A 22,561-nucleotide genomic window follows, 5' to 3' on the forward strand; every position below is an offset into this window, starting at 1 on the left:
AGAAGATGTTGTGACTATTGCCCGTGGATATACTCTCGAGACGAGCACAGGCAGGCGAAGTTTTTAGATCGGCTCAGCCAGATGATACCCCATCTTCGTTCTACACCCTGCGCCTCCGCTCCAATCGCTCATGCTATAATCGCTCCAAAGGAGTGATAACCATGCGCACCTGGATGCTGATGATCATTCTGGTTGCCCTGCTGGCAGCCTGTGCCGCACCTGCGCCTTCGCCTACCCCGCCGCCCCTGCGCCCAACCTCGGCCCAACCCCAGCGCCCTACGGCTGCTTCGCCTACCCCACCCCCACCGCAACCCACGACCACCCTCGCCCCCACCCTCACAGCTTCGTTGGCCCTCACCCCCGCCACCCCTGCCCCTGACCCGGCCCGCTTAACCTGGAGACTCTATGTCAGCGGCCTGGAGCGTCCGGTAGACCTGGCCGACCTGGGCGATGGTCGCATCCTGGTGCTGGAACAGGCCGGCGTCATCCGTCAGGTAACCAACGGGCAGGTGGAAATTGCGCCGTTCATGGACCTGCGCGATCGTGTTGGCAGCCAGGGCTCCGAACAGGGCCTGCTCGGCATTGCCCTGGACCCTGAGTTTGACCGCAACGGCCTTTTTTACCTAAATTACACCGACCGGCAAGGCAACACGGTCGTCGCGCGCTACGCCCTGACCCCCGATGGCCGCTTTGGTGACCCCCAATCCGAGGCACGCCTGCTCTACGTTGAACAACCTTACGCCAATCACAACGGCGGTGGGTTGGTCTTTGGCCCCGATGGTTATCTCTACATCGGTCTGGGCGATGGCGGCTCCGCAGGTGACCCACAAGGGCGGGCCCAGAATCCCGCCACCCTGCTGGGTAAAATGCTCCGAATTGACGTGCACAGCGCTCAGCCCTATGCTATCCCGGCCGATAACCCCTTTGCCAGCGGCGAGGGCGGGCGGCAGGAAATCTGGGCCTTGGGTCTGCGCAATCCCTGGCGCTATGCCTTTGACCCGGCCACGGGTGATCTCTACATTGCCGATGTGGGGCAAAACCGCTGGGAGGAGGTGGATTACCTCCCGGCGGGGGCGCCACCCGGTGCCAACTTCGGCTGGAACTATCGCGAGGGCGCCCACCCCTTCAAAGGCGAGCCGCCCGCTGGTGTGACCCTGATTGACCCGGTCTGGGAATACGGGCACGATCAGGGCGGGTGTTCGATCACCGGCGGCTTTGTCTATCGTGGGCAGGCCCTGCCGGAACTGCAAGGGGTCTATATCTTCGGGGATTACTGCAGCGGGCAGGTGTGGGGGCTCTGGCGCATCCCGACCAGCCACACCTGGCAGGCGCTGGAATTGATGCGCACCCCGGCCAACATCAGCGCCTTTGGGCAGGATCGTCAGGGTGAACTCTACCTGCTCGATCACCGCAGCGGGAGGCTATATCGCCTGGAACGGCCCTAAATGGAGCAACCATGATCTTGTATGTGGGTGTAGAAAATGGGACGGAAGGGCGTTCCCTGGCCTGGGCGCTGGAGCACCCGGGTTGTTTTGCCTACGGACGTGACGCCACCGAAGCCTTGATTGCCATCGTCCCGGCCTACGTCGCCTATGCCGCCTGGGTCAATCGCCACGCTCAGCCCTCATGGCTGCCTGAGGGCGGGGACGTGGACGTACGCTTGGTCGAAGTGTGGGAGGTCTATCACCTTAATGATCGCTATGAGCGCACGACCAGCGGCGGCTATGAGGTCAATGCCTGGTTTCAACACGACTGGAAGCCGCTCACCCGCCTGGAGGTGCGGCGGGGTATGCAAATGTTAGCCTGGAGCCGTGCCGACCTGCTCGCCCTGGTACAGGGGTTGGATGCGGCCACGCTCGACCGCACCTACCCGGGTGAACGCTGGAGCATCCGCGGCATTCTGGAACACGTGGCCGGCGCCGAGTGGTGGTACCTGGACCGCCTGGGCCTGGCTGGAATGCCACGCGCTGCGCTGCCTGCCGACGTATTTGAGCGCTTGACGATGGTGCGCCAGCGCCTGGAGGCGGTATTGCCGCAACTGGAAGGGGAAGAGCGCGTCATCGGTAGGCAAGGGGAGTTGTGGAGCCCGCGCAAACTCCTGCGCCGTGCCCTCTGGCACGAACGCGATCACTATGACCACATTCGCCGCCTGCTCGGCTTAATATAAACCCCGCTAAAAACCAAGATTACGGGAAAACCCGCATGACACGGCGGGTTTTCGGCGTTAAAGTAGGGAGGCTCAAACTTTTTCAATCCGGAGGATGCCATGCGTCGTACCATCATCTTATGGGGGAGTCTCATTGTGTTTTTGAGTGGTCTGCTGAGCGCCTGCGCGCCTTCCCCCCAACGCGTGCAAGCGGCAATCTTTCTAACCCAAACCGCCTGGACACCCATACCCACCCAGACGCCCTACCCCACCTACACCCGTTACCCTACTGCCACGCGTTATCCCACCTATACCCCTTACCCCACCTACACTAAGGTCTTGCCCACATCCACCCCTACTCCCAGCCCTACTCCGCCATTTACCCCCCAAACCATCGGCCCGATTTGGGATACTCTGCACAACACGTCGTATTCGGTAGAAGTGAGCCTCACCAACGTCCGCTGGCTCGAACGCGGCATCCACCGTGAGCCCAAAACCGGTAACACTTTCGTCATCGTGGATCTGGAGGTGAAGAACCTGGGCCCCGGTTCGATCAACAACTTCGGTCCGGGATTCTTTAAGGTGCTGGATGCCAACGGCGTGCTCAAAGAGGATGATTACACCAGCGATGTTGAAGACTGCCACGTGGACTATGTGGATCTGATGCCCAACGGTGTCCTCAGCGGCTGTTTACTGTTCGAAGTTCCGCAGGCCGGTCACCTGGAACTCATCTTTGCGCCTTACCAATATGAACCACTCAAGCCCGGGCGCTATCTCTCGTTCATCCTGCGGCCCTGAGCCGCAATCCCAATCCCAACATCATCATGGAGGACATCATGAATCCCAACTATCGGCCCGAATCCACTTCTTCTCATGCTTCGTCATCCTCATCGCAACCCTATCAGGACCTGCGCACCTTGGCCGGTGTGATCAGGGTTCTGGGCTTCCTGGCCTGGGGTGGCGGTTTATTACAGGCTTTTTCTGCCGCCGCGCAAGCCTCTGACCATTGGGATGACCCGGTGATGCCTTTCCTGCTCTGGGTTGGAATTTCATTCACCGTCGGCTTGTTCAACCTGCTCACCGCCAGCTTAATTCAACTGGCTCTAGATGCTAAAGCCGATTTGGAGCAGTTGGTGGCCAAGATTGGCGCTCTAACCCCGAATCCCAAACCCATGGAGGCTGTCCCCGCCACAGAGGAGGGCGCCCCGCCCGCCTCATCTCAAGAGTAACCTCCTCGCCCCGGCGTCTGCCGGGGCTTTTTTGCTTTAGACAGCCCCCAAAAAAGCCCGGTTTGGGTTATCGTCGGCCTAACCACGCCGCTACGATTTCCCCCGCTATTCCCCCAGACGCTGGGGCATAAGATGCACCGCTCGCTGACAGGCTGAATCGGTATGACCCTAATGTGGGCAATCGCTCAGCGGCTAATTTCAGCCCTGTTCCTAACCAGCCTGGCGGAAACAGCCGCTATCGCACCCCATACTTATCTCACCCCTACCGCTTTAACCAATTTGCCGCCACGGGTCTCGAGCAATCGCCCTGATCACCAGCCGGTTTTTATGATCGCCTCGCGCACGACCCGCACTGATGGATTTCTTGCAAAAATCTAATAGTTTTCATATGCAGTCTCACTAAAAAATTAAGTGCACCGCCGAGAAAAATGACGGCGGGTAAATAAACCCTTGGGAAAGGAGGGATGTGGCGATGATCGAACCCTTCGTGCCCTGGCGTGAAATCCGACGCATGGAACGCGAGATGGAACGCATGGAGCGCGAGATGGATCGCCTGTTTGAAACGTTCTTCCCGCGCCGCCGTCGCTTCTTCGAGGTTGAATTCCCGCCCATGAACGTGTGGACCAACCCTGAGGGCGCGGTGGTGACGGTAGAACTGCCCGGGGTTAACCCGGAGCAAATCGAGGTCTCTGTGGTCGGCGATACGCTGACTCTGCGTGGCAAACGCGTCGCCGAGGATTTGCCCGAAGGTGCGCGTTACCAACGCCGCGAGCGCTTCCAAGGCGAGTTTGCCCGTTCGTTGCAATTGCCCTTCTCTATTGATGCCGATCACGTCGAAGCCCAATACGAGAACGGCATCTTGACCATCACCTTACCACGCGCCGAAGCCGATAAACCCAAACGCATCACCGTCCAGGCGGCCTGAGGCGTGCGCTGATCCTATCCGGAAAGGAGGGCTGTCCTATGGCTGAGGAAACCCGAGCCTTGCAAGTGCGCGAAGAAACCCGTCCGGCTCGCGTTGAGCGGCCACGTCGCGTCTTTGCCCCGGCGGTGGATATCCTTGAAACTCCGGAGGATATCCTGATCCTGGCCGATATGCCGGGGGTCAACCAGGATAACATTGAAGTAACCTTAGAGAAAAACATCCTCACCCTGCGTGGCACCGTCCAGAGCCATGCACCGCAAGGGTATGACTTGGACTACGCCGAGTATGAGGGTGGGGATTACGAACGCACCTTCACCCTGACCGAAGACATCGAGCGCGATAAGATCGAAGCCTCGATCAAAGATGGCGTTTTGCAAGTTCGCCTGCCGAAGGCCGGTCCGGCACGCATCCGCCGCATCCCGGTCAAGGCGGCGGCATGAAAAACCCAAGCCGGGAAAGGAGGTGAGACTATGCCCATCACCGATCTGATTCCCTGGCGACCCAAGAACCGCGCGCTGGCCGTGCGCCGCGAGGCGGAACGCTCGCCCTTCGCTCTGATGCGCGATCTCGACCGCTGGATGGAGTCGTTCTTTGACCGCGCCTGGTCGCTCTCGCCGTGGGAGTGGTTTGAAGAGACCTGGGAGACTTTCACGCCGCGGGTAGATGTCAAAGAAACCGCCAAGAAGGTCGTTGTGACCGCCGAACTACCCGGCCTGGATGAAAAGGATATTGACATCTCCGTAGTCGGGGATACGCTGATCCTCAGCGGCGAGAAGCGCCAGGAGGAAGAGGAGCAGGGTGAGGATTACTACCGCATGGAGCGCCGCTACGGTGCATTCCGCCGCGTCATCCCGCTACCCTGCGAGGTGGAAGTGGACAAAGCCGAAGCCACCTTCAAGAAGGGCGTGCTGACCATTACCTTGCCCAAGACGCCCGAGGCGCAGAGCGCGCGTAAGTCCATCCCGATCAAGACGGCCTAAACAGGTCTGCACCAACGGTGGGGGCGGGGATCCCCGCCCCCATTTCTAACTCATACACCGAGAGGAGGAATGCTATGATCATCGGTGCGGCTCGGATGCAACATTTATTTCGCCGCATTGCCGGCATCACCGTAGATAAGAACGACCTCAAACGCATCTCTGATTTGATTAGCGATAAACTCCATGACCTGCTGCTCATGGCCGAGCGGGCTGCGGCGGCCAACGGGCGCGATGTGATCACCGAGGCAGATCTGCCCCTCACCGCAGGCTTTCAACGCAGTTTACAAGCCTTCCGCAATCTGGAGGAAGAGATCGAACTGCGCCCGGTATTGGAACGTATGGCGACCTACCCGCCGTTGGACCGCACGCTTTCGGCAGAGGTGGAGGCCATGTTGCCCGATTTGGCTGGCGCGCTGCTGCTGATCATGGCCAACAGCCTCAAGATTCTGGATCCCGAGGTGGAGAACCCACTGCCCGAGCATTGGGATCGGTTGGAACTTCTGCTGGAATTGACTTTATGAGCATCCTCGCAACCCGCCCGGTTCAGTGAATACCGGCGGGTTGTGGTATCTCATCCCCATCCTCCCAGACTTTGATCCCGCTCCGATTGGGTAGCTTGGCCTCTCCGCTAAGCCGCACCGAATCCGGCTTGGTAATCGAATCGGTGGTCCCGGTCCTTGGGGGTAAAATTGAACTACCTGATTCGATTCCGCACCCGCTGGAAGGCTCCGCTTGTCCCGTTCGCCACTTTCCCGTTTGCTTCCCTTTCTGTTAACGTTGGTCATAGCACTTGGGGTGCGCGTGTGGCTGTGGCATACCTACCCCGTGCGCGCCTTCAGCGATACCGGGGCCTATCGCCGCGCTGCGCAGAGCATCCGCAACGGCTGGGAAAACTACGACGGCGTGCGCACACCGGGTTACCCAGCCTTTTTGGCCCTGTGGGGGAGCGATGAGCGCGTGTACCTGGCGCAACTGGGGGTAGGGGTGATAACGACGCTGCTCTTCTTTTACCTGGGCTGGCGGTTGTGGCGTTCACCGCTCGCAGGGATGATCGCGGCAATGGCACACACGCTAAACCTGGGGCAACTCTTCTTCGAAGCCCACCTGCTGAGCGAGACCCTGGCCACCTTCTGGGTCGTACTGACGTTAGCCCTGGCCTTGACCTGGTGGGAAGCCCCGCTCCGTTGGCGTCCTGTGGTAGCAGTGGGGATCGGCCTGAGCGGGGCGCTGGCCGGGCTGACCCGCCCCCTGTTTGTGTTTTTACCCTTCTGGCTGGGGGTAGCGCTGGCAGCACTGCCGGTCATCGGCGGTTCAGGCGGGATTGGGCAACGCCTTTCTCGCTTGGAATGGCGTACCCTGCTGGTAACCTGGCTTACCGCCGGTGCGCTGGTGGGGGCCTGGATGGCGTTTATCCACGCTCGTTTCGGGATGTGGAACGTCACCACCATGACTGGTTACAACCTGATCCAGCATACCGGGTATTATTTTGAATATGTGCCCGATGACTACGCTGCCCTGCGCGAGGTGTACTTGCGCTATCGCGATGCCCGCATTGCGCAGTACGGCACGCAAAGCAACACCATCTGGCAAGCCATTCCGGAGATGATGCAGGCGTCCGGGCTGGGGTTTTACGACCTCTCGCGCACCCTGGCACGCCTCTCCCTGCAACTTATTCGCGAACACCCTGATCTTTACCTGCGTTACGCCGTTAAGGGATGGTGGTTGTTTTGGCGCGCGCCGATCATCTGGGTGCCGGCGAATCTGACCGATCCGGCTTGGCAATCGTGGTTGAGCATGCTGGCCTGGGCCGAACGCGCCGGGCTGATTGGCCTCAACCTGCTCTTTATTCTGCTCTCACCGCTGATGCTGGTGCGGCGCTGGCGCGAGCGGCTATCTTTGCCGCCTTATTTAGGCTTGTTAGCCGCCACCCTGTGGCTCACCTCGATTCTACAAACCTTGCCCGACCACGGCGACAACCCGCGCTTCCTGGTGCCGATGCAATCGCTGGTCGTGCTATGGGGGATGGGAATTTTTATGGCTTTGCGGGCGAGACTTAAAAAACAACAGGGGTAGAGAAGATTACTCCGCGCTATTTTCGCTTGCGCGCCAAGTTCGCCGGGCCTATACTTTGGATAACACATTCTTTATGAGGGCGCTGCTATGGGAATGGGATGGTTGGGTTTTCTCTGTCTGGGGGTGTTCTTGTTGATCTTCATCGGGGCGGGGATTTACGCCCTTAACGTCTACGCACGGGAAAAGAAAAAAGCCACGACGGCTCAAACCTGGCCGTCCGTCAACGGGCGCGTGGTGGAAGCCTATGTGGCGGAAGATGTTCAGGTGGATTCGGAGGGGGATCAAAACCGCGTGTTCGCACCGCGCGTGGTCTATGAATATGAAGTCAATGGCCAAACCTATCAAAATAATCGCTTGCGCCTCGGCATTGAGTCCTTCATCGGCAGCCGGCGCAAGGTGGAGCAGGAACTAGCTCGCTTCCCGGTGGGTAGCGCGGTGAAGGTGTATTACAACCCGGATAACCCGGCTGAGGCAGTCTTGCAGCCGGGAGTTTCGAGCAAGGCAGCGTTGGTGATCGGCATCACCTTCTTGGTCATCGCCGGGATGACCGCATGCTTGGTGGGGGTGGCGGTACTGGTTTCCGTGCTTTCCCAATAGCGCGCCTATTGCGAATAGAATAACCGTTATGCCTCACGGTTAAAGAAGAAGATTGTGTTTGGCTTTAATCTAACTTGATATGACATCACGATAAAATGATGTTATAATATTATTTTAAGTTCGATCCCCTACCCTTTTTCCACAACTTCATATTCATTTCCCAATCACTTTCAGGAGGTGCGCTTATGCCGGATGATGTTGTTACCTCACCTGCCGAAAGCGTTGAAGAGTTCGGGTATAAGCAAGAACTCAAACGCTATTTATCGTTTTGGGACTTATTGGTGTATGGCCTCGTGTTCATGGTGCCGATTGCCCCCATGGGCATCTACGGCGTCGTAGCCGAGATCAGCCAGGGGATGGTGCCGCTGACCTATCTCATTGGCGCGGTGGCAATGGTCTTCACCGCCCTTTCCTACTGGCGCATGGCACAAGCCTTCCCCATTGCTGGCTCGGTGTACTCCTATGCCCAACGTGGATTGAACCCGCACGTAGGCTTCCTGGCCGGGTGGGCCATCTTAATTGATTACATCCTGGTGCCGGCGCTGGTGTACCTGGTAGCCGCCCTGTGGCTCTCGGCCGAAATTCCTGCCATCCCGGTGTGGGGCTGGATTCTGATGTTCCTTATCCTTAACAGTGTGCTCAACCTGTTGGGCATTGATGTGATGGCGCGTAGCATGTGGGTCATGTTGGGGATCGAACTGTTGGCGTTCTTTGCCTTCGTGGTAGCGGCGATCATTTACGTCGCCAAGGGCGGCGGTGTGGGCGCATTCAGCCTGGCGCCGTTCTTCAACCCGGAAAAATTCAATTGGCAGTTCGTTCTCACCGCCACCTCGGTCTCGGTGCTCTCGTACCTGGGCTTTGACGCCATCAGCACCCTGGCCGAAGAAACCCGCAACCCGCGCCTGATGATCGGGCGCTCGATGGTCGCCGCGCTGGGCTTGCTGGCGTTCTTCTTTATGACCCAAACCTGGTTGGCAGCCTTGGTGTGGCCGGATTACACTACCTTCCCCAACACCGACGTGGCGTTCTTCTACATCGCCCAGGAAGCCGGGGGCACGGTAGTGCGCCTGCTGGCATTGATCGGCACCGTGCTGGCTTGGGGCATCGGCGACGGCATTGCCGCGCAGGCAGCAGTCTCACGCGTGCTCTTCGGCATGGCGCGGGATGAGCAGTTGCCCAAGTTCCTGGCCTGGGTGCACCCCAAGTACAAGACCCCCTGGATCGCCATCTTCGTGGTCGCGCTGATCACTCTGCCCATCGCCACCTTGCTTGATCTGGAAGTCCTTTCATCACTGGTCAACTTCGGCGCGCTGACCGCCTTTATGGTGCTTCACATCACGGTGATCGCCTATTACTTCTTCTATAAGAAAGAACGCTCACCCCAAGGGATTTTGAATTACCTTGTCCTTCCTCTGATAGGCCTGGTGATCATCGGTTTTGTCTGGGCCAACCTCAACATCCACGCCAAGACCTTGGGCTTCATCTGGTTGGGGGTCGGTTTCGTGGTGTTGCTGATCGTCTCGCGTGGCTTTCGCAAGGTGCCACCAGCCTTACAGGTATAATCACGATGGGAGGTGTATGATGAAACGACTGACGCGTGAGCATGTGTTCTTTGCCTTTGCCCCTGATTTGCAACCTGCGCTAGCGGTGCAGCCGGGCGAGGAAGTTTGGCTGGAGACGCACGACTGCTTCGAGGGGCAGTTGAAAAGCGAACAGGATTTAATTGACAACCTGGACTGGAATCACGTCAACCCGGCTACCGGCCCGCTGTATGTCCAGGGCGTCAAAGCCGGGGATGTGGTGCGTGTGGATATCCTCGAGCTGCGCGTGGGCGAGCGTTCGACCATGGTCACCGTGCCCGGTGAGGGTGCATTGGGTAAGCACTTGACCCACGTCGAAACGGTAATTTTGCCCCGCGTAGGCGATACGGTGGTATTCCGCGACCGCGTCCGCGTGCCCACCCGCCCGATGATCGGCGTCATCGGGGTAGCGCCGCGCGAAGGCAAAATCCCCTGCGGCACACCTGGCCCACACGGTGGCAACATGGATTGCACCCTCATTGGCGAGGGCGCCAGCGTCTACTTTACCGCCGCGGTGGAAGGCGCGCTCTTCGGCTGTGGCGATTTTCACGCTGCCATGGGGGATGGCGAAATCGTCATCTGCGGCGCCGAGACGCCCGGTGAGGTGCGCCTGAAGATCACACCTGTGCCGGCTTTGGCGGGTTTGCCCACCCCCTTCGTGGAGACAACCGACCGCGTGGCTACCATCTACTCCGCCCCGACCATGGATGAAGCCAGCCAGGGCGCCATCGAAGCCATGGCTAAATTCCTGACCGATCGGGTCGGCCTTTCGGTCAACGACGCCGGGCTGCTGATGAGCCTGGTGGGTGAACTCAAGGTTTGCCAGGTGGTGGATCCGCTGAAGACGATGCGTTTCGAATTCCCCAAGGCCGTCCTGGCCGATTACGGCTATCGCTTGCCGCGCTAAACGCCCACTCCACGGGCACTCCAACCGCTGAGGAAGGCCGGGTACTGGCCTTCCTCAGGTTTTTAATCCCGGGAACCGGACATAAAAACGAGTACAATTGAGCCGCTTGAACCATCTTTTCAACCGGGAGAATGCCATGACCGTAACCGATTTCCACACCCCTGCCTGGGTGCCCGATGCCGTCTTCTACCAGATCTTCCCCGACCGCTTCGCTCGCAGTGCCGCGGTGGAAAAGCCGGGCAACTTAGAGCCGTGGGATGCAACCCCCACCCCCAATGGCTTCAAGGGCGGTGATTTACTCGGTATTGTGGAACACCTGGATTACTTGCAAGACCTGGGTATCACAGCCCTTTACCTCAACCCTATCTTTCAGTCAGCCTCGAACCATCGTTACCACACCCACGACTACTACCGCGTGGATCCACTGCTCGGAGGTGATGCCGCCTTCCGCCGCCTGGTGGATGAAGCTCACCGCCGCGGTATCCGTATCATCCTGGATGGCGTCTTCAACCACGCCAGCCGTGGTTTCTTCCAATTCAACCACATCCTGGAAGTAGGCGCGCAGTCTCCCTACCTGGATTGGTTTGTGGTGAAAGGCTTCCCCTTGCATGCCTACGAGGGCACGCCCAACTACAAGTGCTGGTGGAACTTGCCCGCCCTGCCCGAATTCAACCACGCCAACCCGCAAGTGCAGCGGTTTATCTTCGATGTGGCACGCTACTGGCTGGAGCAAGGCGCGGATGGCTGGCGGCTGGATGTGCCTTTCTGCGTCACCGAACCGGGCTTTTGGGCACGCTTCCGCGAGGTGGTCAAGGCCACCAACCCCGAGGCCTACATCACCGGCGAGATTCCCATGGCCGCCGATCCCTGGCTGCAGGGCGATCAATTCGACGGGGTGATGAATTACCTGCTCACCTATGCCTGCTGGGGTTTCTTCGGTGGGGAACGCCTTCAACGCGACCTCGTCGGCCACTGGTACGATCATGGGCCGGAGTTCTTCGTCCAAGATGGCGGGGACTTTGCCCAGAAGATCACCCATTTACTGGAACGCTACCCACGCCCGGCGGTGCTGGCACAACTCAACCTGCTGGATAGCCATGACACCGCCCGCTTTCTCACCCTGGTGGGCGGCGAGCGTGCCTTGCTGCGCCTCGCTGTGCTCTTCCTGCTGACCTACCCCGGCGCACCCTGCGTGTACTACGGGGATGAAATTGGCCTGGAAGGTGGCCAGGATCCCGACTGCCGCCGTGCCTTCCCCTGGGATGAACGGCGCTGGGATCACGACCTGCATGCCTGGTATCGCACCTGCATTGCCTTGCGCCACGCCCACCCCGCCCTGCGTAGCGGTGAGTTTAAGGTGCTCCAGGCCCAGGGCGGCAAAGTGGTTTACCTGCGGCAACTAGGACAGGATGTCGCCGTGGTGGTGCTCAACCGCGCCTCCCAAACGTTGCACCTGGATGTGCCGGTGGAGAACACCCTGCCCGAAGGCTCGGTCTGGCGCAATGCACTGGGGGCAGGCACCGCCCAGGTCACCCATGGCCATCTGCACGGGCTGACCCTGAGCCCGCTGAGTGGGGCGGTGCTGCTGCCGGCGTAAACCTTTTTGTATAGGCTTTGTTGTCCGTAAATCATTCTCTAACCTTGCCCCGGGGTAAAATTGGGCTGAATTTACTTAGGAGAGGTTTGAGAATGGTGAGTTGGATTAACGGTAAAACGGTGCTGATCACCGGCGCCACCGATGGCATTGGCAAGGTAACGGCGCGCGAACTGGCCAAGCAGGGTGCACAGGTGGTCATCGTCGGACGCAACCCCGAAAAGACGGCCAAGGTCGCTGAGGAATTGCGCCAGGTCGGCAATCCTGCCATGGTGGATTACTTGGTTGCGGATCTAGCCTCTCAGGCCAGCATCCGCCAGATGGTTGCCACCTTCCGTCAACGCTATGACCAGTTGCATGTGCTGATCAACAACGCTGGCGCGTATTTCACCCGCCGCCAGATCAGCCCGGATGGTCTGGAGATGACGTTTGCCCTCAATCACCTGGGCTATTTCCTGACCACCTTGCTGCTCCTCGATGTCATCAAAGCCAGTGCCCCGGCGCGCATCATCAACGTTTCCTCAATGGCACACAACGGTGCCCGCCTGAATTTTGACGATTTGCAGAACGAACGTGGTTACAACGGCTGGCGGGCCTATTCACAATCCAAACTGGCCAATTTGTATTTCACCTACGAACTGGCGCGGCGGTTAGAGGGCACGGGCGTGACGGTCAACGCCCTACACCCCGGGTTCGTGGCTTCGCGCTTTGCCCATAACAACCACGACCTGATTGCCTGGGGTTTTCGGCTGGTTCAACGTCTCTTCGCCATCTCGCCGGAAGAGGGGGCACAGACCTCGATTTACCTGGCCACGGCGGATGAGATAGCCGGGGTGAGCGGGCGTTATTTTGTCAATAAGCGGCCGGTGCCTTCCTCGGCAGCCTCGTATGATCGGGCAGCAGCACAGCGTCTGTGGGAGATTAGCCTGCGCCTGTGCGGCCTGGCCGAGGTCACGCCGGCGCGGTTTGTGGCGTTGACGGAGGGGTAAGCGCTGGCTTGAAGGCGGTTATCAACGCGGAGAACGGGATGCCCTCCGCAATGTGATCCAGCGTGAGGCCAGCCTCGCCCGCGGGTATGAGGGTAACCTGGACAAAGCCGGCGACCTCCAGACCGCGGCGATACGTCTCAACCTCGAGCGCGCCCGCCAGGCAGGCTGACCAGGCAAGGGGATCGGCCTGTAGTGACGCCGGCAGCGAGCCCTTCACGACCACATCGGCAATTGCGATGCGCCCACCCGGGCGAAGCACGCGGAACATCTCCGCGAACACCCTGTTCTTATCGGGTACCAGGTTGATCACGCAGTTAGAGATCACCACATCCACACTGGCGGTGGCAACGGGTAGGTGTTCCAGGTAACCGTGGCGAAATTCCACCTGGCGCAATCCCAAGCGCGCAGCCGCCTGACGCGCCCGCCGCACCATGGCCGGAGTCATATCCACCCCAATGACTTGCCCACGCTCCCCCACCTGCAAGGCTGCCAGGAAACAATCCAGCCCACCCCCGGAGCCCAAATCCAGCACCCGCTCGCCCGGTTGAAGGTGCGCCGCAGCGAGGGGGTTGGCACAACCCAGGCTGAACCCGGCCACCTCAGGCGGTAACTGCACCAACAGATCCGCCGGATACACAGCGGCGGGTTGCGGTTCGCAGCACGCCGAAGACCCACAGCAGCCACCGTTCTGGGCGAGTGTCCCATACCAGGCTTGCACAAAGTTGCGAATCTCCTCCGGGGTAAGATCCATAGCATGAACTCCTTGTGATATAGATATTCATCTATGTATTGAGACAAAAAAAAACAACCCGCGCATAAGGCAATCAGGCCCTGGGGTTGAGGCTATCACGCAATGTAGCACCCAATGAGGTCTGGGGAGCAAACTTGAGCATCAACTGGCCGCAACAGACCGCAACGCGCTCCTGGTTGAGGGTGTAGAAAGTTTGCTTGCCTTCTTCACGCACCTTGACCAGCCCGGCCTGGCGCAAGATGGCCAGGTGGTGTGAGACAGTGGGCTGGGAGACATCCAACTGGGCCACAATCTCGCTGACCGAGAGCCAACGGCAACAGCACAGTTCAATGATCTTCTGGCGCGTCTCATCGGCCAGGGCTTTGACAAAGCGGGTCAGTTCGGCCTCATCCATAGATCAACCTCGATATGAGGCCATTATATAGATTATCATCTATTTGTCAAGGGAACCAGCAAGCGCTTGGGCGATGGGGGCAAAACTGCGGCGGTGCAGGGAGCACGGACCTAAGCGCCGCAGGGCCTCGCGGTGCGCGGGCACGCCGTAGCCTTTATGGTGGGCAAAGCCGTAGCCGGGGTAGCGGATATCGTACTCGCGCATCAGGGCATCGCGCGCGGTCTTGGCCAGCACCGCCGCGGCGGCAATGCTCAGAGCACGCCGGTCGCCGTGGATGAGGGCATGCTGCGGGAGGGGCACATCCGGCAGGGCCAGGGCATCAATCAGCAAATGCTCGGCGGGCAGGGTGGCGGCTTCCAGGGCGCGTTGCATCGCCAGGCGCGTCGCCGCCAGAATGCCCATCCGGTCAATCTCTTCTGCAGATGCCATGCCCACCCCCCAGGCCAGGGCAATGCGGCGGATGCGCTCGGCCCAACGCTCGCGCTGCGCCGGGGTAAGTTGCTTGGAATCACGCAGGCCGGAAAGGTATGCCGCCACTTCATCCACCGGGGGCAGGATCACACAACCTGCCGCTACCGGGCCAGCCCAGGCCCCGCGCCCGGCTTCATCCAGCCCCGCCACGTAACGCAGGCCCTGCGCCCACAGGCGCCGTTCGAACGCCAGCGTGGGCGTCGAGGCGGGGTCAAGCGGAGGGAGGCGGCGCGTCATAAACCCCTCGGCGGGCGTTACGGCGGATCGTCAGCAAATCCCAAAACATCTGACGCGCATCGCGCCACAAGCGCACTTTGCTCTCAGGATTAAAGTACCACGGGATGGGAATCTCGACAATCTTATAACCGCGCCGGCAGGCGATGAACAACACTTCCACATCGAACGTCCAGCCGGTGATGGTCTGGTAGCGGAAGAGGTCTTCGGCCACGGGAGCGCGAAACATCTTGAAGCCACATTGGGTATCCTGCAGGCCGGGCAGAGCGAGCAGGCGCACCATCCAGTTGAAGACGCGCCCGGCCAGGTGGCGGTATTCGGGTTCGCCGTAACGGCGGGCGCCGGGGGCTTCGCGCGAGGCAATGGCGATATCCACCTCGGGGGGAAGTTGCGGCGGCAGGAAGCGGTTCACCTCGGTGATGGGCATGGAAAGGTCGGCATCGCAGATGAAGCGGTAAGCCCCGACCGCGGCCAGCATCCCCCGCCGCACGGCCCAACCCTTCCCGCGGATCTCCTCGTGGAATACGCGTAGGTAAGGCAGGTGCGCCGCATAGGTCTGCGCCACGGCCAGGGTGGCATCGGTGGAGCCGTTTTCCACAACCAGCACCTCGGCGGAATAGGATTGCCCGGCGAGGAAATCGTGAATCGCCTGCAGGGTGCCCGGCAGGCGATGTTCTTCGTTATAGGCAGGGATAATAATGGAAAGCAGTGGAGTGCTCAAGAAACACCTGCCCGCGCGAGGACGGCGGCGTCGAAGGGTTTAGAACAGCGGCACGTTGAGTTGGTCGCGCTCACTCCCGTTAGCCGAACCACCTGCAGGGCGTTCGGTTGAACCGCTGACCACCACTTCCTGCCCTGGCGTGCCGGCCAGGCGCACGACGTCGAAGACTTCGAAGGCATTGCCCATACGGGGCACCCGCCGCCCGGTGACGAAGACCTGCCCGGCCTTGAGCCGGCGGATGAGTTCCTCACGGGTGAGCAGGACGTGATCGGAGAACACCATACCGCGCCGCTCGTGCACGCGCGCCAGGGCAATGCGTCCGGATGGATCGTAGCGCACGGCTTCAATCACCCCATCATAACGCTTGGGCAGTCGGTTATCCTGGGATTTGGTCTTAAAAAAGGGTAGCGCCATCGGTTGTCTTCACTCTTCGATAGTATTTGCGCATGTCTGCGCTTTGCGCTTGCAGGAACAACCGCCGAGCATCCTCGGCGGCCATCACCCAGTCGGGGTGGGCGGACTTGAACCGCCGACCCCCGCGTCCCAAACGCGGTGCGCTTCCATCTGCGCCACACCCCGCTGTTTCAGAGTATAGCGGAAGAGAGTTTCTTCGTCAAGGAATCGCGTTCTATTGTTAGCGCAACGTAGTAAAGTCCCCTATAGGTCTCTTCACCTATCTACCAGGCTCGTCCTCCCATCCCGGGTCGGTCTATCCTCGATTGCCTTTGAGCCCGTTACCCGAGTCATCGCTACCCAGCCAAAGGGAGGACAGATCTATTTGGCGTTGAACGGCGTGAATAGAAAGCGAAAAAGAAAAGGTTGACATCTTATCTGTGGAATGATAAACTGAAAGTGCTTTCATAATCAGGGTTGGGATGACATATCAATGAAAAAGAAAAGGTGCACCATTTACGATGTGGCAAAACATGCCGGGGTGAGCATTACGACCGTCTCCCGGGTACTGAACGACCCGCGCAAAGTCAACCCGGCCACGAGGAAACGGGTCTTAAGTTCCATTGACGCCCTCGGGTTTGTGCCGGCGGCGGAAGCCCGGGCTCGAACAAAGAAGGGACGGATTGGGGTTATCACGCCCTTCTTCACCGCCCCATCTTTCATTCAACGCATCCGCGGCATTGCCAGCGCTCTGCCGCCCAACAAATTTGAACTCATTATTTATACCGTTGACTCCGCCGAGACGCTCCGCCAGTATCTCTCGACGTTGCCGTTGACCGGTAACCTGGATGGATTAATTATCATCTCTCTCCCCATTCAGGATGCCGAAGCCCGCTGGTTGATCAAACACGATTTGCCCACCGTGTTAATTGAATATCCTCATCCTGAATTGAGTTGCGTGGAGATTGACGATGTGGAAGGTGGGCGCATGGCCGCCGAGTATTTGATTAAAAAAGGCCATCGTCGAATTGCATTCTTAGGGGATACTGATTTGCCGGAATATGCCATCCATCCGGTCAGTTTAAGACTCACTGGTTTTCGCCAGGCATTGAAGGAGCATCACATCGAATTACCTGATGAATTCGTGCGCCTTGCACCCTATACCCAGGAGCAAACCCGTCAGGTGGCGATAGAACTGCTCAGCCTGCCCCATCCTCCCACTGCCATCTTTGCCGCCACTGATTTTCAAGCCCTAGGGGTATTGAAGGTTGCACGTCAATTGAATGTTGCCGTCCCGGAACAACTGGCCATCCTCGGATTTGATGATCTGGATATGGCCGAGTATGCCGATTTGACCACAATCAGCCAACATCTGGACGAATCGGGACGGCTGGCTGTGGAGATCCTCATTGCCCAAATCGAATCCCCCTCTCAAATTCCCAGGCACGTGAAGCTTCCGCTCAATCTCATCGAGCGCAAAACCGCGTAAACGCGTCAACCTCAAAGGAGCAACCATGACAGTGCACAACAAAGTCCAACTCATCACCTACCCCGACTCGTTAGGGGGGAATCTAAACCTCTTAAGCCACGTCCTTGACCGCTATTTTCCGCATCTTTTTGAAGGGGGGATTCATATCTTGCCCCCTTACCCCTCATCCGGTGATCGTGGCTTTGCGCCCATCAATCAAATGGAAATTGACCCTAGATTCGGCACGTGGGATGACATCCGACGCCTTGGCACTAAATATCCGATCCTCTTAGATTTGATCGTCAATCATATATCGGCGCGATCACCCCAATTTCGCGATTTTTTACGCAACGGTGCCAATTCCCCTTATGCGGATATGTTCCTCCCCATTGAAAAGTTCTGGCCCGATAAAAACCCGCCCCGGGAGGATATTGAAAAGATTTTCCTGCGCCGACCCACCCCCTTCTCTGACTATGTGATCGAGGGAACGGAGGAGGTAAGAACCCTTTGGACCACCTTTGGCAAAACCACCCCCTCGGAGCAAGTGGACATTGATATTCATTCACCGGTGGCGCGGAATTACTTAAAGGAGTGTTTCATCAACTTCAGCCGAAACAACGTCAAAATCGTACGCCTTGATGCCATTGGGTATGTGGTCAAAAAAATTGGCACATCGTGTTTCTTTGTTGAACCAGACATCTACGAGTTTCTGGAATGGCTTAAAAGCATCGCCGAGCCCCTCGATATTGACCTCTTACCCGAACTCCACGCGGATTTTTCCACTCAGTTGAAATTATCCCAGCGGGGTTACTGGATTTACGATTTCATCCTGCCCTATATGGTGCTGGAAGCCTTGCTCTTTAAGAACAGCCAGAGGCTCAAGGAGTATCTGGCGGTTCGCCCACCCCGGCAGTTCACCATGCTCGACTGCCACGATGGCATCCCCGTCAAGCCCGACCTGGACGGCTTGTTGGATCTCGATAAGACCCAACGTGTCGTTGAGATTTGTCTGGAGCGGGGGGCGAATCTGAGCCGGATCTTCTCGCCGAAATATAAAGACCGCGGCGGGTTTGATGTGCATCAAATTCGGGGAACTTATTACTCTATGTTGGGTGGCGATGATCGAGCGTATCTGATCGCTCGAGCGATCCAACTCTTTGTTCCAGGTATCCCCCAGGTCTATTATGTAGGTCTGCTAGCGGGTGAAAACGATCGGCTCGAAGGTGATCATGTGGATGGTCGCGAGATCAACCGCCATAACTATTCTCTTGCGGAAATTGAACAAGCCCTCGAACGTCCCATTGTGAAAAACATTGTAACGTTGATCCGCTTCCGGAATTCGCACCCGGCCTTTGATGGACATTTTTCATTAATCCCTTGCGCCGATCACGAAGTGGCTCTGCGTTGGGATAACGAGGGGACTGTTACCCGCCTATTTGCTGACCTGAGCACAAACACCCTGGCGATTGACTACACCGATCCAGTCACCGGAGTAGAAAAGACACTGGAGTTTGAATGATCCATGAGGCTGATAACCAGAAAGGGGATGGTAAAAGGACCATCCCCTTTCTGGCTGCCCGAGATGTTGGCCGTCGGGTGATCTTATGTCTGATCGCTGACCCTTAGACGACGACCACCTGATAATCCTTGGTGATCACGATGTCCGCTAACTGTTTGTGGCCGGCGATGATTTTATGCTCCAGGCGGAGCACCTGCTCAATGAACGGATCACCGGCCTCTTTTCCACGATTTCGCTTCTGCCGATGCTCGAGGGTATCCAGCCAGTTGCGGGCGATAAAGACGCGCGTATCCACATGTTTTAGCAAAGAGGTATAAGTGCCTTCCACAAGGATGACCTTAACCCCCGCGAGGCTAACGGTCTCCTCTTCGATGGTATTCGCATCGTAATCCACCAGAGGTTTCGTAATTTCGTCTTTTCCCTGCAGTGCATCCACGAGATTTTGTTCCAGAACGTCTAACTTGACTTCGACGTGCGGTCCCAACCAATCCGGATCCGCGCGCCGTTTCTGATCGTTGGATTTGGGAGGGAGGACAAAATAATCATCCTGTCCCAAGATCACCGCCTTAATGCCGAATTTTTCCAATTCATCGGCCACCGCTCTGGCTGTTTCGGATTTACCGCTCCCCGATTCACCGGCGATGGTGATCACGTATCTGTTGTCCTTGCTTTCAATCTTTGGCAGCAGATGAGCCACAATTTCCTTTGCCGCTTGGCGATGATAATCCAGGATAACCAACTTATCGCCTTTCATAATAAAACCTCAGAGGGTAGGTATGTACAAGGAGGCATGGGTTCAAGAGTCCACCTTTTACAGCCCCAGCATGAACTGGAAGATCTGGTCATACAGACCGGGTAAAGGCTCATGGGCAAAATCGGGATATATGACCATCCTTTTCGGGGCCACAATTTTGTTATATACAGCGAACTGGGTTGAGGGTGGACAAATTGTATCCATCAGTCCAATCCCCCAAAGCACATCAGCCCGAATCCGTGGCGCCAGAAATTGGATATCAATATAGCCCAATTTTTCGAACACAGCCTCTTCAAGCCGGTGCGTGGGATCTGAATGCCGAAAGAAGTCCTGAATCTCTTTATAGGCGTCCCTGGCTAAATCCACTTCCCAGACCCGCTTGTAATCGCTGAGGAAGGGATAGACCGGCGCAATTCGCTTGATCCGGGGTTCCAAGGCGGCACAGGCTACGGTTAAAGCCCCGCCCTGGCTCCAGCCGGTTGCACCCACCCGGTTCGGATCCACATCCGGCATGTCCATCACGATCCGCGCCAATTCCACCGTATCCAGAAAGATGTTTCGGAAGAGCAGTTTTTCGGGTGAGCCCTTCAACGCATCCGCCAGGCCGCGAATGATGTGGCCATATAATGTATTGCCCGTGACGCCCCCGGTGTCTTCGGATAAACCGGCCTGCCCGCGGCAATCCAGGGCGGCTACAGTGAATCCGGCGGCGACATACCCGAGTTTATCGAACCAATCACCGGAATCACCAGTATAGCCATGGAACATTAAGAGCGCGGGGTGAGGGGAATTCCCCTGCGTAGGGCGTAACAACTTGGCATGGACGCGGGCACCCCCAGCGCCGGTGAAGTAGAGATGGAAGCACTGAGCAAATGGGGCCTGGAATTCCGCCGGCACCAACTCGACCTGCGGATCTATCGAAGATAGTTCAGCCAGGCTCTTTTCCCAGAACGCATCAAAATCGGCGGGGCGAGGGTTTATCCCCTGATACGTCTTCAATTGTTCCAGTGGTAAATCAAACGTCAAAGGCATCCTACAACTCCCATGCGAAAGAGTGGGTGAACGCAAGCCATTCCGGGATTAGAAGTGCTCTCTTTATCCCTTTACGGCCCCTTGGATCAACGCCTCAATAATGTGGCGTTGGAAGATCACGAAGACAATGAGCGTGGGCAACAAAATGAGGATCGTGCCCGCGCATAGCAGGGGGATATCAGTGGCATAATGGCCCTGGAAGTAGCCCAGTGCCCCGGCCATCGTACGTTGGGTCGGATCCTCCACCAATACCAGGGCCAGTAAAAATTGATTCCACGTCCAGACCGAAAGGAGTGTCCCGAGCGAGGTTATCGGCGCCCGTGCGAGGGGGAGGTGAATATGCCAGAACAGATCCCAGGTCGAGGCGCCATCAACCAACGCAGCCTCTGAAATCTCAGTGGGCATATTCACAAAGTGAGCGCGCATCCAATACACCGAGAATGGCATGTATAAGCCAATGAGAGGAAGCACAATTGCCAGGCGCGTGTTGTAAATCCCCAAAGCGCGCTCAAGATGGTAAATGGGGACAATAATACCTCCCAGAGGAAGGGTCAGACCCAAGACAAACAAAAACAGCAAAAAACGCGACCCCGGGATCTTGAGTAGCCCAATCGCAAACCCCGCCATGGTTGAGATGACCAGCGAGATGGGCACCACGGCCAGCACAATATAGGTGCTTGAGACCAGAAGTTTGGTCATGTTGGCGACTTTGAAGGCTTCGATGAAGTTTCCCCATTGGGGTTCCTTGGGCCATTCGAGTCCGTTCGGCAAGGTGTGGGATGGGTGAAGCGCGGTGGTGAAAATACTGATGAAAGGAAGGATGGTGAACGCCACCAACGCGATCAGGAACAAACGGCCAGTCCAAAGTTCAAGGCGCCCAACTCTCATCAATAAGTCTCCCGAGTCAGTCGTTGAATGGGCAAGATGACTACGAACACCAGGATCATCAGCATGACCGCAAGAGCCGATGCCAGACCAATCTGTTGTTCGGTAAAGGCCAGGATATAAATCTGGATGCCAGGGACGGCGGTCGAGTTTCCGGGCCCGCCGCCTGTGGCCACGTAAACGATATCAAAAGCGGCCAGGGCATTGATCACGGTGACGGTGAGGCACACCCCAATTTCCTGCCTGAGGAGCGGCACCGTGACGTGGATAAACTCATCAAACCAACTGGCGCCATCGATTCTGGCGGCTTCATAGAGGGCTGGGTCAATTTTAGAGATGCCGGTCAGAAGCAAGACGGTGCAAAAACCCAGCAACACCCAGATCCCGATGATACCAACCGCGGGAAGCGCCCAATCGAAATCACCTAACCAGGCGCGGGTGATAGCCCCTAAGCCGATCGAGCGCAGAATTTGATTGACCAGTCCCGGCAAGGATAACAACCATCCCCAAATAATGCCTGCGGCGACCAGCGGGATGACCTGGGGCAAGAACACCACGGTGCGCACCAGGTCTCCGAACCGCCCTGGTGCAACCCGGTGAATAAGGCTCGCAATTACCAGGCCAAGCCCCACCGGAAACAGACTAAACCAGAGGACAAGTCGAAAGGCATTGAAAATCGTGCCTATGAGATCCGGAACCTTAAATACGGTAATATAGTTTCTCATCCCCACCCAGGTCATGGGGCCAATGCCATCCCATTTGAAAAACGAGTAGTAGACACTCAGGAGGAGGGGAATGAGCACAAAGGCCGCGTACATGATCAACGCAGGCAGGGTGAACAACCAGCCAATTATGGAGGCTCGGCGGGGCCTCCGCCGTGGGAGGCTCCGCCGAGAGATTGCTGTTGCTGTCGAGATGG

General features: G+C 57.9%; 26 protein-coding genes and 1 tRNA gene. 17 read left to right on the forward strand and 10 right to left on the reverse strand.

The genetic code is table 11. The annotated features are described in order from the left end of the window. Nucleotides 1-161 precede the first annotated feature (161 nt). The 15 genes from QYE77_RS07810 to QYE77_RS07880 all read left to right on the forward strand — a co-directional run bounded on the left by QYE77_RS07810 (nt 162) and on the right by QYE77_RS07880 (nt 13,020). A complete protein-coding gene (locus QYE77_RS07810) occupies nt 162-1,445 on the forward strand; it encodes a PQQ-dependent sugar dehydrogenase (RefSeq protein WP_315624816.1) in 1,284 nt (427 codons plus the stop codon). An 11-nt stretch (nt 1,446-1,456) separates the two neighbouring features. Next, nucleotides 1,457-2,167 carry a DinB family protein gene (locus QYE77_RS07815; RefSeq protein WP_315624817.1) on the forward strand — a complete coding sequence of 237 codons (711 nt, stop codon included), beginning with the start codon at nt 1,457-1,459 and terminating at the stop codon, nt 2,165-2,167. A gap of 99 nt (nt 2,168-2,266) precedes the next feature. After that, entirely contained in the window at nt 2,267-2,944 is a 678-nt protein-coding gene (locus QYE77_RS07820) for a DUF4352 domain-containing protein (RefSeq protein ID WP_315624818.1), read from the forward strand. A gap of 38 nt (nt 2,945-2,982) precedes the next feature. Further along, nucleotides 2,983-3,375, forward strand: a complete 393-nt coding sequence (locus tag QYE77_RS07825; protein ID WP_315624819.1) for a hypothetical protein — start codon at nt 2,983-2,985, stop codon at nt 3,373-3,375. 162 nt (nt 3,376-3,537) lie between these two features. Next, entirely contained in the window at nt 3,538-3,753 is a 216-nt protein-coding gene (locus QYE77_RS07830; RefSeq protein ID WP_315624820.1) for a hypothetical protein, read from the forward strand. A 94-nt stretch (nt 3,754-3,847) separates the two neighbouring features. Further along, nucleotides 3,848-4,300 (forward strand): Hsp20/alpha crystallin family protein, encoded by a 453-nt coding sequence (locus tag QYE77_RS07835; protein ID WP_315624821.1) that lies wholly within the window; start codon nt 3,848-3,850, stop codon nt 4,298-4,300. A 38-nt stretch (nt 4,301-4,338) separates the two neighbouring features. Then, nucleotides 4,339-4,740 carry an Hsp20/alpha crystallin family protein gene (locus QYE77_RS07840; RefSeq protein WP_315624822.1) on the forward strand — a complete coding sequence of 134 codons (402 nt, stop codon included), beginning with the start codon at nt 4,339-4,341 and terminating at the stop codon, nt 4,738-4,740. A 30-nt stretch (nt 4,741-4,770) separates the two neighbouring features. Then, complete coding sequence (locus tag QYE77_RS07845) at nt 4,771-5,280, forward strand: Hsp20/alpha crystallin family protein (protein ID WP_315624823.1); 510 nt, start codon at nt 4,771-4,773, stop codon at nt 5,278-5,280. 74 nt (nt 5,281-5,354) lie between these two features. Next, nucleotides 5,355-5,801, forward strand: a complete 447-nt coding sequence (locus QYE77_RS07850) for a DUF1931 family protein (RefSeq protein ID WP_315624824.1) — start codon at nt 5,355-5,357, stop codon at nt 5,799-5,801. A 211-nt stretch (nt 5,802-6,012) separates the two neighbouring features. Next, the gene (locus QYE77_RS07855; RefSeq protein ID WP_315624825.1) at nt 6,013-7,353 is read left to right on the forward strand and encodes a hypothetical protein; all 1,341 of its coding nucleotides are present in this window, start codon (nt 6,013-6,015) and stop codon (nt 7,351-7,353) included. A gap of 87 nt (nt 7,354-7,440) precedes the next feature. Next, nucleotides 7,441-7,950, forward strand: coding sequence for a DUF3592 domain-containing protein (locus QYE77_RS07860; protein ID WP_315624826.1), 510 nt, complete (start codon nt 7,441-7,443; stop codon nt 7,948-7,950). Nucleotides 7,951-8,135: 185 nt separating this feature from the next. Next, entirely contained in the window at nt 8,136-9,512 is a 1,377-nt protein-coding gene (locus QYE77_RS07865) for an APC family permease (RefSeq protein ID WP_315624827.1), read from the forward strand. A gap of 16 nt (nt 9,513-9,528) precedes the next feature. Then, on the forward strand, nt 9,529-10,437 hold the full coding sequence (locus QYE77_RS07870; protein WP_315624828.1) for an acetamidase/formamidase family protein: 909 nt from the start codon (nt 9,529-9,531) through the stop codon (nt 10,435-10,437). Between the two features lie 136 nt (nt 10,438-10,573). Then, nucleotides 10,574-12,034: a glycoside hydrolase family 13 protein gene (locus QYE77_RS07875; RefSeq protein ID WP_315624829.1), complete on the forward strand. Its 1,461-nt coding sequence runs from the start codon at nt 10,574-10,576 to the stop codon at nt 12,032-12,034. 92 nt (nt 12,035-12,126) lie between these two features. Continuing rightward, a complete protein-coding gene (locus tag QYE77_RS07880) occupies nt 12,127-13,020 on the forward strand; it encodes an SDR family oxidoreductase (protein ID WP_315624830.1) in 894 nt (297 codons plus the stop codon). On the opposite strand, the gene arsM is transcribed toward QYE77_RS07880, so the two are convergent. The 6 genes from arsM to QYE77_RS07910 form a co-directional block, all read right to left on the reverse strand. Further along, complete coding sequence (gene arsM, locus QYE77_RS07885; protein ID WP_315624831.1) at nt 12,983-13,771, reverse strand: arsenite methyltransferase; 789 nt, start codon at nt 13,769-13,771, stop codon at nt 12,983-12,985. The genes QYE77_RS07880 and arsM overlap by 38 nt on opposite strands. Nucleotides 13,772-13,844: 73 nt before the next feature. Beyond that, entirely contained in the window at nt 13,845-14,165 is a 321-nt protein-coding gene (locus QYE77_RS07890) for an ArsR/SmtB family transcription factor (RefSeq protein WP_315624832.1), read from the reverse strand. Nucleotides 14,166-14,204: 39 nt separating this feature from the next. Then, nucleotides 14,205-14,873 (reverse strand): ribonuclease HII, encoded by a 669-nt coding sequence (locus QYE77_RS07895; protein ID WP_315624833.1) that lies wholly within the window; start codon nt 14,871-14,873, stop codon nt 14,205-14,207. Beyond that, on the reverse strand, nt 14,848-15,591 hold the full coding sequence (locus QYE77_RS07900) for a dolichyl-phosphate beta-glucosyltransferase (protein WP_315624834.1): 744 nt from the start codon (nt 15,589-15,591) through the stop codon (nt 14,848-14,850). Before QYE77_RS07900 ends, QYE77_RS07895 begins: the two co-directional genes overlap by 26 nt. A gap of 39 nt (nt 15,592-15,630) precedes the next feature. Continuing rightward, nucleotides 15,631-16,005 (reverse strand): hypothetical protein, encoded by a 375-nt coding sequence (locus QYE77_RS07905; RefSeq protein ID WP_315624835.1) that lies wholly within the window; start codon nt 16,003-16,005, stop codon nt 15,631-15,633. Between the two features lie 92 nt (nt 16,006-16,097). Then, nucleotides 16,098-16,170 (reverse strand) — tRNA-Pro (locus tag QYE77_RS07910). Between the two features lie 307 nt (nt 16,171-16,477). Between QYE77_RS07910 and QYE77_RS07915 the strand changes: the two genes are divergently transcribed. Both QYE77_RS07915 and gtfA read left to right on the forward strand, forming a co-directional pair. Then, complete coding sequence (locus QYE77_RS07915) at nt 16,478-17,473, forward strand: LacI family DNA-binding transcriptional regulator (protein ID WP_315624836.1); 996 nt, start codon at nt 16,478-16,480, stop codon at nt 17,471-17,473. 25 nt (nt 17,474-17,498) lie between these two features. Next, nucleotides 17,499-18,971 (forward strand): sucrose phosphorylase, encoded by a 1,473-nt coding sequence (gene gtfA / locus QYE77_RS07920; RefSeq protein WP_315624837.1) that lies wholly within the window; start codon nt 17,499-17,501, stop codon nt 18,969-18,971. 103 nt (nt 18,972-19,074) lie between these two features. Here gtfA and QYE77_RS07925 read toward each other — a convergent pair whose 3' ends face one another. The 4 genes from QYE77_RS07925 to QYE77_RS07940 form a co-directional block, all read right to left on the reverse strand. Further along, on the reverse strand, nt 19,075-19,725 hold the full coding sequence (locus QYE77_RS07925; RefSeq protein WP_315624838.1) for a uridine kinase family protein: 651 nt from the start codon (nt 19,723-19,725) through the stop codon (nt 19,075-19,077). Nucleotides 19,726-19,782: 57 nt separating this feature from the next. Beyond that, nucleotides 19,783-20,757: an alpha/beta fold hydrolase gene (locus tag QYE77_RS07930; RefSeq protein WP_315624839.1), complete on the reverse strand. Its 975-nt coding sequence runs from the start codon at nt 20,755-20,757 to the stop codon at nt 19,783-19,785. A 63-nt stretch (nt 20,758-20,820) separates the two neighbouring features. Beyond that, nucleotides 20,821-21,645, reverse strand: coding sequence for a carbohydrate ABC transporter permease (locus tag QYE77_RS07935; RefSeq protein WP_315624840.1), 825 nt, complete (start codon nt 21,643-21,645; stop codon nt 20,821-20,823). After that, the gene (locus tag QYE77_RS07940; protein ID WP_315624841.1) at nt 21,645-22,484 is read right to left on the reverse strand and encodes a carbohydrate ABC transporter permease; all 840 of its coding nucleotides are present in this window, start codon (nt 22,482-22,484) and stop codon (nt 21,645-21,647) included. The genes QYE77_RS07935 and QYE77_RS07940 overlap by 1 nt, the downstream gene beginning before the upstream one ends. Between the last annotated feature and the right edge of the window lie 77 nt (nt 22,485-22,561).

This window comes from Thermanaerothrix solaris, assembly GCF_032334255.1.
Lineage (GTDB): Bacteria > Chloroflexota > Anaerolineae > Anaerolineales > Anaerolineaceae > Thermanaerothrix > Thermanaerothrix solaris.

Excerpts from the sequence above, each read along its gene's own strand:
- QYE77_RS07810 (WP_315624816.1), top strand. The coding sequence starts at position 162 with ATGCGCACCTGGATGCTGATGATCATTCTGGTTGCCCTGCTGGCAGCC.
- QYE77_RS07815 (WP_315624817.1), top strand. The coding sequence starts at position 1,457 with ATGATCTTGTATGTGGGTGTAGAAAATGGGACGGAAGGGCGTTCCCTG.
- QYE77_RS07820 (WP_315624818.1), top strand. The coding sequence starts at position 2,267 with ATGCGTCGTACCATCATCTTATGGGGGAGTCTCATTGTGTTTTTGAGT.
- QYE77_RS07825 (WP_315624819.1), top strand. The coding sequence starts at position 2,983 with ATGAATCCCAACTATCGGCCCGAATCCACTTCTTCTCATGCTTCGTCA.
- QYE77_RS07830 (WP_315624820.1), top strand. The coding sequence starts at position 3,538 with ATGACCCTAATGTGGGCAATCGCTCAGCGGCTAATTTCAGCCCTGTTC.
- QYE77_RS07835 (WP_315624821.1), top strand. The coding sequence starts at position 3,848 with ATGATCGAACCCTTCGTGCCCTGGCGTGAAATCCGACGCATGGAACGC.
- QYE77_RS07840 (WP_315624822.1), top strand. The coding sequence starts at position 4,339 with ATGGCTGAGGAAACCCGAGCCTTGCAAGTGCGCGAAGAAACCCGTCCG.
- QYE77_RS07845 (WP_315624823.1), top strand. The coding sequence starts at position 4,771 with ATGCCCATCACCGATCTGATTCCCTGGCGACCCAAGAACCGCGCGCTG.
- QYE77_RS07850 (WP_315624824.1), top strand. The coding sequence starts at position 5,355 with ATGATCATCGGTGCGGCTCGGATGCAACATTTATTTCGCCGCATTGCC.
- QYE77_RS07860 (WP_315624826.1), top strand. The coding sequence starts at position 7,441 with ATGGGAATGGGATGGTTGGGTTTTCTCTGTCTGGGGGTGTTCTTGTTG.
- QYE77_RS07865 (WP_315624827.1), top strand. The coding sequence starts at position 8,136 with ATGCCGGATGATGTTGTTACCTCACCTGCCGAAAGCGTTGAAGAGTTC.
- QYE77_RS07870 (WP_315624828.1), top strand. The coding sequence starts at position 9,529 with ATGATGAAACGACTGACGCGTGAGCATGTGTTCTTTGCCTTTGCCCCT.
- QYE77_RS07875 (WP_315624829.1), top strand. The coding sequence starts at position 10,574 with ATGACCGTAACCGATTTCCACACCCCTGCCTGGGTGCCCGATGCCGTC.
- QYE77_RS07880 (WP_315624830.1), top strand. The coding sequence starts at position 12,127 with ATGGTGAGTTGGATTAACGGTAAAACGGTGCTGATCACCGGCGCCACC.
- arsM (WP_315624831.1), bottom strand. The coding sequence starts at position 13,771 with ATGGATCTTACCCCGGAGGAGATTCGCAACTTTGTGCAAGCCTGGTAT.
- QYE77_RS07890 (WP_315624832.1), bottom strand. The coding sequence starts at position 14,165 with ATGGATGAGGCCGAACTGACCCGCTTTGTCAAAGCCCTGGCCGATGAG.
- QYE77_RS07895 (WP_315624833.1), bottom strand. The coding sequence starts at position 14,873 with ATGACGCGCCGCCTCCCTCCGCTTGACCCCGCCTCGACGCCCACGCTG.
- QYE77_RS07905 (WP_315624835.1), bottom strand. The coding sequence starts at position 16,005 with ATGGCGCTACCCTTTTTTAAGACCAAATCCCAGGATAACCGACTGCCC.
- QYE77_RS07915 (WP_315624836.1), top strand. The coding sequence starts at position 16,478 with ATGAAAAAGAAAAGGTGCACCATTTACGATGTGGCAAAACATGCCGGG.
- gtfA (WP_315624837.1), top strand. The coding sequence starts at position 17,499 with ATGACAGTGCACAACAAAGTCCAACTCATCACCTACCCCGACTCGTTA.
- QYE77_RS07925 (WP_315624838.1), bottom strand. The coding sequence starts at position 19,725 with ATGAAAGGCGATAAGTTGGTTATCCTGGATTATCATCGCCAAGCGGCA.
- QYE77_RS07930 (WP_315624839.1), bottom strand. The coding sequence starts at position 20,757 with ATGCCTTTGACGTTTGATTTACCACTGGAACAATTGAAGACGTATCAG.
- QYE77_RS07935 (WP_315624840.1), bottom strand. The coding sequence starts at position 21,645 with ATGAGAGTTGGGCGCCTTGAACTTTGGACTGGCCGTTTGTTCCTGATC.